This is a genomic window from Tepidisphaeraceae bacterium, from assembly GCA_035998445.1.
Taxonomy (GTDB): domain Bacteria; phylum Planctomycetota; class Phycisphaerae; order Tepidisphaerales; family Tepidisphaeraceae; genus DASYHQ01.
Genome location: DASYHQ010000002.1, coordinates 1 through 8,789, shown reverse-complemented (window position 1 = coordinate 8,789; position 8,789 = coordinate 1). Strand labels below are relative to the sequence as shown.

Annotated in this window: 7 protein-coding genes; 1 reads left to right on the top strand and 6 read right to left on the bottom strand. The window is 64.5% G+C overall.

What is annotated here, in order from left to right; translation table 11 throughout:
- Window positions 1-4 precede the first annotated feature (4 nt).
- The 4 genes from VGN72_00050 to VGN72_00035 form a co-directional block, all read right to left on the bottom strand.
- Window positions 5-3,448, bottom strand: coding sequence for an FG-GAP-like repeat-containing protein (locus VGN72_00050; protein HEV7297726.1), 3,444 nt, complete (start codon window positions 3,446-3,448; stop codon window positions 5-7).
- Window positions 3,449-4,452: 1,004 nt separating this feature from the next.
- Window positions 4,453-4,905: a hypothetical protein gene (locus VGN72_00045; protein ID HEV7297725.1), complete on the bottom strand. Its 453-nt coding sequence runs from the start codon at window positions 4,903-4,905 to the stop codon at window positions 4,453-4,455.
- Window positions 4,906-4,948: 43 nt separating this feature from the next.
- Complete coding sequence (locus VGN72_00040; protein ID HEV7297724.1) at window positions 4,949-6,397, bottom strand: hypothetical protein; 1,449 nt, start codon at window positions 6,395-6,397, stop codon at window positions 4,949-4,951.
- Entirely contained in the window at window positions 6,348-6,836 is a 489-nt protein-coding gene (locus VGN72_00035; protein HEV7297723.1) for a hypothetical protein, read from the bottom strand. Before VGN72_00035 ends, VGN72_00040 begins: the two co-directional genes overlap by 50 nt.
- Window positions 6,837-6,993: 157 nt before the next feature.
- Between VGN72_00035 and VGN72_00030 the strand changes: the two genes are divergently transcribed.
- A complete protein-coding gene (locus VGN72_00030) occupies window positions 6,994-7,509 on the top strand; it encodes a hypothetical protein (GenBank protein HEV7297722.1) in 516 nt (171 codons plus the stop codon).
- A 73-nt stretch (window positions 7,510-7,582) separates the two neighbouring features.
- On the opposite strand, the gene VGN72_00025 is transcribed toward VGN72_00030, so the two are convergent.
- Complete coding sequence (locus tag VGN72_00025) at window positions 7,583-8,491, bottom strand: DUF72 domain-containing protein (protein ID HEV7297721.1); 909 nt, start codon at window positions 8,489-8,491, stop codon at window positions 7,583-7,585.
- Window positions 8,492-8,523: 32 nt separating this feature from the next.
- On the bottom strand, window positions 8,524-8,789 hold a 266-nt coding region (locus tag VGN72_00020; protein HEV7297720.1), incomplete at its 5' end, for a hypothetical protein.

The following is an 8,789-nucleotide window of genomic DNA, read 5'->3' as shown; positions in this document are numbered from 1 at the left end:
GATACTACAGCATGAAGTGCGGAGACTCCGCGGTCGTCACGCGCACCCGTCCCAGTATCGCCTTTGCCGGCAATGTGGGAGCGACGATTCGACAATCGTCGGCGATGCCACCGCGGATGACGACCGAGCGAATCGAACTGGTTGGATCGGGCAGCAGCGTCTCGTCGCCACTCAATACGTTGCCCGCACCGGCCTGAAGTCCTGCCGCGATCACGCTGCCCCCGCTCAACGCGCCGCGCACCGTCACCTTGCCTATGGTGCCGCCAGCGTATGTGTCCTCAGGATCTCCCGGTTCCGCATCCTCTCCCAGCCAGGCGCCCGCGAGGACTTGGCCCCCCACGATGTCGCCACCGATGGTGATCGACTTGATCTGCGAGGCCGCAAGCGCACCAGCGAAGTTGCTCTTCGTCGTCAACGTGCCGAATGGCCCGCCAATCCCGATCGCGACAGCGTCCGCGACCGAGCCAGCAGCGAGGCTCGTCATCGCCCCGCCAACCACCCAAACGCCCGCGCCAATCGTGCCGCCCACGGTCACCTTGCCGACGCCACCGGCCACGCGCAGGCTCGACGCCGCGAGGTCGCCTTTGGTGGTCCATGCACCCAGCGAACCCGCCGAGATCGACACGTCGCCGGCAACGCTGCCACCGATCGACATCGTGCCCAAGGCGCCATCGATGCGCATCCCGCCGCGCACGTCGCCGGCCACCTTGCCCTTGGCGAGCGACACGGCCGCGAAGTCCGCGCCGGCGGCGAATGAATTGACCACTAACGAGCCGAGCGTGCCGGCGACCGAGACGTCGCCGACCACGTCGCCGCTCGGGGCAGACAGCGCCCTCAACGGGCCGTCGACGGTGATTGCGGGCACGCGGGCACGTCGGTCGCCGCCACGTGCCGTAATGGAGATGGCGCTCCGCGACGTCGTTCCGGCTACCGTAACTTCCACTGGTCCCGTACCGCCATCCTCGAGAAGGCCCATACGGATCTTCCCGCTCCCCGGCCCGCTCAGCGCCACGGTTACGACCGTGCCGTCCGATTCTGTGAACACGCCGCGCACGCGCCCGCTGAACTCGATGTCGAGTTCGGGCGCCACTTGGCCAGTAAGGTTCACAATGAACTGCGGCGACGCAGGGGCGTTGGTCGTCATGGTCAGCGTGCCATTGAGCGGTCCGGCGTTCTGCGACATGGCGATCCGGATCACGACGGTCGTCGATGCGCCCGCTGGGACGGTCGCCGCGGGCGGTTGCACCATCTCGAAGCCGGGCGGCACGATCGGTGTGCCGATCGTCAGCGGAGCCGTGCCGTCGTTCTGGAGCGTCAACGTCACCGGCTCGCCCGCAGCACCCAATTGCGACGTGCCCAGATCGATTGGCCCGGATACGCCGTTGCCATCCCGCGACACGCTGACCTGTGGCCCCGCCGGTTCAGTGACGGTCGCCTCGTTCGGCAACACGTGGAACGTGCCGGCGTAGGCGTCCTGGCTGATGACATCCAAGCGCCCGTCCTCGTTCACGTCGGCGAGCGACAGTTCGCCGGCCCGCTTCGGCACCGCTTCGGCAACCGCGTCCGTCAACGTCCCGGTGCCGTCGTTCCTCAAGGTCCACAGATGGTGAATTGAACTTCTCCCACCGGACGCGACGACGTCCAGGTCGCCGTCTCCGTCGATATCACCCAGGGCGACGGCATCGACACCTCTTAGAAGGTTCCAGGTGCTGCGCGTCACCAGGCCGTTCGGACCATTGATGGCGACACTGACACCCGCTTCATGCGTGAAGGCGAGGTCGACCAACCCGTCGCCGTTCATGTCGCCCGCCGCGATGCGCAACGGCCATTTCCTGGGATCGAGCATCGAGATGGCGTCGCCGAACGAACCGCTCCCATCACCGGGAAACACGAGGAGCGGCCGTTCGTTCTTGTTGAATGTCCCCAGTGCGCGGATCGCAACCACGTCCTTGATGCCGTCACCGGTGAGGTCGAGGTGCAGCATTTCGGCACGCTTCTCGAGCAGGGGATCTCGGTGCGGCTCCTCGATGGTGCCAAGCCCGCTCGCCGCGCCACGCATGACGCACAAGTTGCCGTCACCGAGGAAGATCACGTCGGCGAATTCATCGTCGTCAACGCGTTCGACGATCAGGCCAAACCCTTCACCAAACCGGCCGTCGATCACCTCGTCAACCAGCGAGTAGCGTCCGGTTGCGGGGTCCAAGGTGTACAGGGAGATGGAATGCGTGCGCGCCATGACGAGGTCGATCACACCGTCCCCGTTGACATCGCCGGCGGCCAGCGACGCCGCTTCGTCATCCATCGGCGTGAGCACCAGTTCGCCGAACGTGTCATCGCCAACGCCATAGCGGATCGCCAGGACCACCGCCCCCGTCTCGGCTTGGCTTACGGTGGAGGCCATGTCGAGCGAACCGTCTTTGTCCAGGTCGACCAATACGTGGCCGGCGGTGTTGAACCCCGATGAGGGCAGGGGGTAAGTGACCGGCGCGCCGAACGAAGACGTGCCGACGGTGCCATGGACCTCAAACGTGATGGGGCCGGCGCCGGTGGTGAGCGTCACGGTGCCGCCGTAGTCGCCGGCCTGTTGGGCGGTCAGTTGGATCATTAGGAACGGCGAGGTAAACGGCGTGTCGTGCCGTTCGACCACCGTGGGGAACTCGCGTACGAGGTCGTAGCCCTCACGGAGCTCGTCGACAAGTTCGAAGCCCGCCGGGAGCGAGATGCCGTTGATCGTGACGTTCGATCCGGTGTAGTTGCGCACGACCATGGATAGTTCGAGCGGCGCATCGAGGTCCGCAGCGGTGCCGATGTGGAATGATCCAGGTGTACCGGCATCCACCAGACGCCGACGGTCACCCTCGATGAGCAGCTCCAACCCAGCCGGCCGAACGTTGTTGATCGAGAACGTCGAACTCCACCGGTTGTCGATGGTGGAGTAAAAGTTCCCATGCAGGTCGCCAATCGATAACGGTTGGATCGCGAACGTTTCCACCCCATCCCATATGGTCGTGTCGCTCGGGAGCAGCCGTACGCTCCAACGGGCAACGATCTGCGTGCCGTCGCCCAACACGTCGTCCATGTCGAGCAGGTCCCCCGCCACCTCCGGCACCTTCACCGTGTTCGGGACGCGTGTCACGTACGCGCCGCGGATCAAGACGTCCCGGGTGTCGACGCCATCCGGATCCGCGTACGTCATCGTGAACGTCGCCGGCCCGGACCGCGGAGTGGTCGGCAGGACCAGGTCGCTCAGCACGATCGTCATGGGACCGGTCTCCTGGCGCGGCTCGGCCGTCACCGCTGTCGACGACGCCAGCACATCGACATCGCCCGCGTGCAGGAGAAGGCGAGGCTCGAGTCGATCGACGACCGCACGCGGTGGGGAGGCGACGATGTGATTCTGCCGAGCCCGACCGATACGCCGCGATGCGGCTGCAATGAAGCTGAACAAGGTACTCCTGACCCCAAGCCGGCGCGCCATGTGGCAGCGGGACGACCGTGGGCACAACATTGATCATCGAAAGCGATGCGAACGAGCATCGGCGCGGATCCCCCGCGATGAAACCGCTCGATTCTCTCACGACGGGACCACGCGATCAAGCATCTACCCTGCGGCCCCTGCCCATTGCAGCATGGGCCGCGCATCACAACCCCTACCACCGTTACCGCCGCCGCCCGGGACCAACTAGCGGATCGCTCGTCGGTGTCGTCTCGTCGCTCCGCACCGCTCTACCCTATCCAGCCCCCGACGCGCACACGCGGCGTGACCGCTGGCACTGTGCTGCCAATCTGCCGGAGAGAAGAACCCTAGCAGCGTCTCGCAGATTGCATTCAATTCGGCTCGACACTGTTCATTGTCGTTGGCCGCACAGTGTAAATAGCCGCCCTAGCAATCTGATAGGCCACCCTTTCCTCTTACCCTCTCACGCCGCCCGCCCCTCCTTCAACTCAGCCAGCGTCTCCCACAGCGCCGCCCTCAAACATGAATCGCACTGCTGCAGGTGCACCCCCGCCACGACCGTGCCCGGCGTCACGCCGCCGCAGCAATCGCAGTGCGTCTGGCGGTACTCGTGCTCGTCGAGCAGGTCTTGGCTCAGGTCGAAGTCTGGGCGGCCGGGATGGAAGCGGGCGGTCGGGACGAACGCATCGTTAAAACGGTCGTGTGCGGACGGGGACTATTCGGTATGCTCTGGCATGTCGTACCTCGGAAGAAGGTATGGCCATGGGCCGAGCGATTGCCGTCGCGTCGGCCCATTTGTTGCGCGTCGCACGTTGCGCCGCGCTGGGGACACAGTGTGGGATGTGGGGGGCGACAGCAAGTCGAATGTGAGCGGTGGATTATAGAACCATTGCGTAGGCATGCGGGGTGGCCAGTTCAAACGCTAGCGAAACGCACTGACCTTTTTAGACGGTTACATCGCGTTGTCATGGATGCCAGGAACACCAGTTCCTGCTCTAGCAACTGTGGATCGCGGCACACGTGGAAAATCCAATCGCCGTGCTCGCGGGCGTGTTCACCGCGTCCACCCAACGTCGTGCGGCGTGATGCTTGGCAACCGTCTTCGGGTCTTCGAATCCCTTTACCGCTAGTAACAAGTTCATGCCAGACGTGAGGCGCGCGATGAAGTCTGGCTCGTACGTGTGGTCGACGCCTTGGAATTCGTACGGGACGAGCAAGCCCAAGTGGTCGTTGCGCACGTACCGCTCGACGACGTCGGACGCTTCCAGCTTGAACGCAACGCTCGATTCCCACGTCTGCGTGTCGAGAACCACCTGATTAACGTGACTCCGCTGCGTCCCGTGGCATGGGCGCGTCGTAATGAAGTCCACGTCTGCCGAGGTGCCGATCGGCTTGTAACGATTCAGCACGGGCAGGAGCGGCGGTTCGCCCTCGGCCTCATCCGGCATGATGGCATCACACAGGTGCCCCACCATCCGGCTGACGTACTTCTCAAGCCCCAGTTCGCGATGCCACGCCCTTGAAATCGACCTTTCGTCGCACGTACCCATCAACGAATCGGAGTACCTGTGGAAACATCTGGTGGCGCGACTGCAACCGCATCACCCGCGCCTTGGAACCCGATCGCGCGCCCGTCTCCCTGATCAGGTGCGCCACCACCAGCCGCGCGATCTGGAACTTAATCGCCTGCAAGTGCGTGTGCTGGTAGTACTGGCCGCGGTTCTGCTCCGTGAAGCCGAACGGCGCGCTTTGCGACGCGGTGCCCTCTTGGTACCCGACTGTGGGCATGAGGAACGTGGCCGTGGGTTCGCGGTTGGGCTCAATCAGCAGCACGTCCATCGCGCCGACATCACATTGGATCAGGTTCTTTTTCAGTGCGAACGCGTACCCTTCGACCACAGGGAAGCGCATTTCAAGCCCGGCGCGCTCCGGCATCGCCCGCACGTGTTGTTTCGGCTTGTCCTCCGGTTGCTTCTGGTTGACCGGCCGCCCTTTGAAGGGAATGACAGTGAACGGGATGCCGTACACGTATTCCTCGGTCAGCAGTCCCGTTTCGGGATCGGGCGTGTAATCCATGCGTCGCAGGCCGCGACCGACGACCTGTTCGCACAACAACTGGCTTCGGAAGGCCCGCAGGCCGAGTATGTGCGTGACATTGTTTGCGTCCCAGCCCTCCGTCAACATCGCCACCGACACCACGCACCGGACGTGCTCGCCCGGTTCGCCGCGCTTGCCCACGGTCGACACGACCTTGCGCAGCGCCTCGCCGGCGAGCTTGCGCGACTGTGCCGGGTCCTGGCTCTCGGCCTTCGACAGGAGGTCGGTATCGATGCGGATCGTCCGCTTCACCTTCTCGGTGTTCTGGAAGTAATCCGGGAAGATCACGCCGTGCCCGTACGCGATACGCTGCTTGGCCTTGCCACGGCTCTTTGCGGGCGTCGGCTCCTCGGCTTCGTCCTCTTCCTCCTCGGCGGCCTCTGCAACATCTTCGATCGTGACGGTCTCAAGCGGCTCTTCCCCGCTGATCTTTCGATAGAAGAACTCGGCGATGTCCACGTTGTCGGCGACGATGATCAGCACCGGGGGCACCTGCACCTGCCCCGGCTTGACCTCCTGGATGTACTTGAACCGCTCGACCCACTGCCCGGCGAACTGCTTCAGCGCCGGCTCCCCTTCACGGTACACCACGTCCGGCTTGGGCTTGCGTCCCTTACCGGGCAAAAACTCCGCCGGTTCCAGCCGGTCCTTGATGTTCTGCCAGAGCTTGAAGTACTGCGCCTCGGGCCTGCCCGTCGTGTCGCTCACCGGCAATCGGGGGATCTTCACGATGCCGCTTTCAATCGCATCGACGAGGCCGAAGTCGCTCACCAGCCATGGGAACGGGCTGCCCTCAACGTGCCCGCTGCCGCCGATGTAAAACGGCGTCGCCGACAGGTCCACACAGCGTGATCCCCGGTGTCTTCTGTCCAGCCGGTACGCCGCCGTTCACGTTGTTGAGCTTGTCCAGGCCCTCGATCCAGACAGTTGCCTCTTCGTTCTCCGCCTGCGCATCCTTCAGTTCCTCGGCCGAAAGTCGCTTCTTCGTCTCCGCGCTCAGCGGTGCGGGGCAGTAGCAGTGGTGGGCCTCATCGTTCAGCACCATGATCGGTACGCGGTCATACAGATCGCCAAGTACGCGACGGGCGAACGCGTCGGCCGTCTCCACTTCCTTGTTCACCACCCGGTTCGTCTTGCCACCTTCGGCATGCGGGCTCGCAGGCGTAAAGCTGTGCCAGTTCTCCACCAGCACCTTGCCGTTCTGCATGAGCGCGGTGTCCATCACGCACGCGACGGTCTTCAAATTGCCCAGGTCCAGAGCGATGATCTTCTGGAAACCCATGCGGTCCTCCTGTGGTAAGGGACGCCGCTGATCTTCACACGTCAGCGGCGGGATTGCATGGGTTCTCTGCAGCGGACCGAGGCCGCGTCGCGCGTTCTGATAAACTGTAAGCCGGCCGGCGCGGTGCCGGCCATTGGACGTTGGTCCGTTAGCTGGCATGGACGTTTCCAAGATCATCGCGCGGCCCCGGGACTTCATCGGATGCGACACCAGCGTGCGCGGCTGTCTGCTGGTCGGTGCGGACTCCAGATTGGTCGCCGACGAGAACCGTCCTGAGGAGCAGGCGATCCTCCTGCCGCACCCAGCGACTGCGGACCGGCTCCTCGCCGCCGTGCCGCCGTACGGCGGCGGTCGGTACATCTACGCTGAAGACGCCACCGTGGTCGGAACGCTGTCGGACGATCTGTTGCGATTCGCGACGGTCCGGCGCCTCATCATTCGCCGCGGCGGGGAACAGGTGTGGGGGTTCGTGGACGTGTCGCAGCGATGCCTGCTAACCCGCCGCTGGAGCGGACCGCGGCGGCGGTATACTTCACGTGCGGGCGAGCGTCGCACGCGCCGGCAGCATCGCCGTCTTCAGCAGCAACTGCTTCCACCGCAGCGGCACCAACACGACCCCTGCCATGCGTCCGCCGATCCCGTCCTGGAGGGCGGCCAACGTGTGATGGTGTGATAACCAATCGGATTCCCATTGAAGATCAGAGGGCGGTGCCTGTGGGTGCGCCCTCTGATCGTCCTGATGAACTTTAAACCGCTGCCGATGTTCCCGCCTTCGCTTTCAGTTGCCGCACCATCTCGCGCGCGTTCTTGATCGCGTAGCCGTCGCGATCGTTGTTGAAGTAGACCCACACCCGCCGCGCTCCGCTGGCGGCGATGCGATCGGCCCACACGGCCAGCTCCGCCTTTGTGTAATCATGGCGATACCACTGCTTCGTGCCGTGGAAGCGCACGTACACATCGTCCGCCGTGCGCACCAGTTCGTCCGGCAGGCGCGGCCCGCTGCATGAACAGAAGATCGCCCCCGCATTGCGGAACGCCGCGTACGTCGTCTCGTTCCACCAGCTGCGATGCCGAAACTCCACCACGTTCCGCCGCGCAGGGTCAAGCTGCCGCAGGATGCGATGCAGCATCGCCTTGGAATAGTGAACGCTCGGCGGCAATTGAAACAGGAAGCACCCCATGCGCGGCCCGAGCAGATCCGCGATGTGCCCGAAGTCCTTCACGAGCGTCCGCGTTCCCACGAATCGCTTCTCGTACGTGATCAACTCGCTCACCTTCACGGTGTAAACGAACCGCCTGCGCCCCGCCTGCCGCAGCCAGGTCTTCACGTTCGTCACGCTCGGCCACGCGTAGAACGGCGCATTCAGTTCCACTGTGCGAAACCGGCTGGCGTAATGATCAAACCATTTCCCGCCCGGCAGATCCGCCGGATAGAACGTGCCCTTCCAGTGCCAGTAGTACCACCCCGAACACCCCACGTGGACCGCCGGCCCCCGCGCCACCACCCCCGCATCACCCCACAGCGCCTTTTCAAACGTCACTCGCGCCGCATGCATCGCCGCCGCCCGGTCGACGTTCGCCAGCCGCTGCTTCGCCCGGCGCGCTTCGCGCCGCTCCCGCCGCGCCGCCCGTTCCTCGTCACGGTATTCCGCCACCGCCGGATCGTACGCACGGGCATCGTTCCTTGTCAGGGCAAGAAAGCAAAGGAGGACATCCTGCTCTGCCTTGTATCTTCCAACCCGAACACAAAGCCGATCCAATGATGAATGGTGCGTCGCGTGCGGGTGAGCGTAGCGAGCCGCACGCGACGCACCCGCCGACGGCAGATCGAGCCTGTCTTGGCCGCCAGGCCGTGGTTGAGCCGGATCGTCGTCGGCGTCGTGGTCCAAGCCCGAACAGCCGCCAGAACGTGGGCCGCCGCCTCGCGGGGCTTCACAGTTCGCATATGCAAGG

Coding starts and splice junctions, on each gene's coding strand:
- VGN72_00045 (HEV7297725.1), bottom strand. CDS start 4,905: ATGCCGGATGAGGCCGAGGGCGAACCGCCGCTCCTGCCCGTGCTGAAT.
- VGN72_00035 (HEV7297723.1), bottom strand. CDS start 6,836: ATGGGTTTCCAGAAGATCATCGCTCTGGACCTGGGCAATTTGAAGACC.
- VGN72_00030 (HEV7297722.1), top strand. CDS start 6,994: ATGGACGTTTCCAAGATCATCGCGCGGCCCCGGGACTTCATCGGATGC.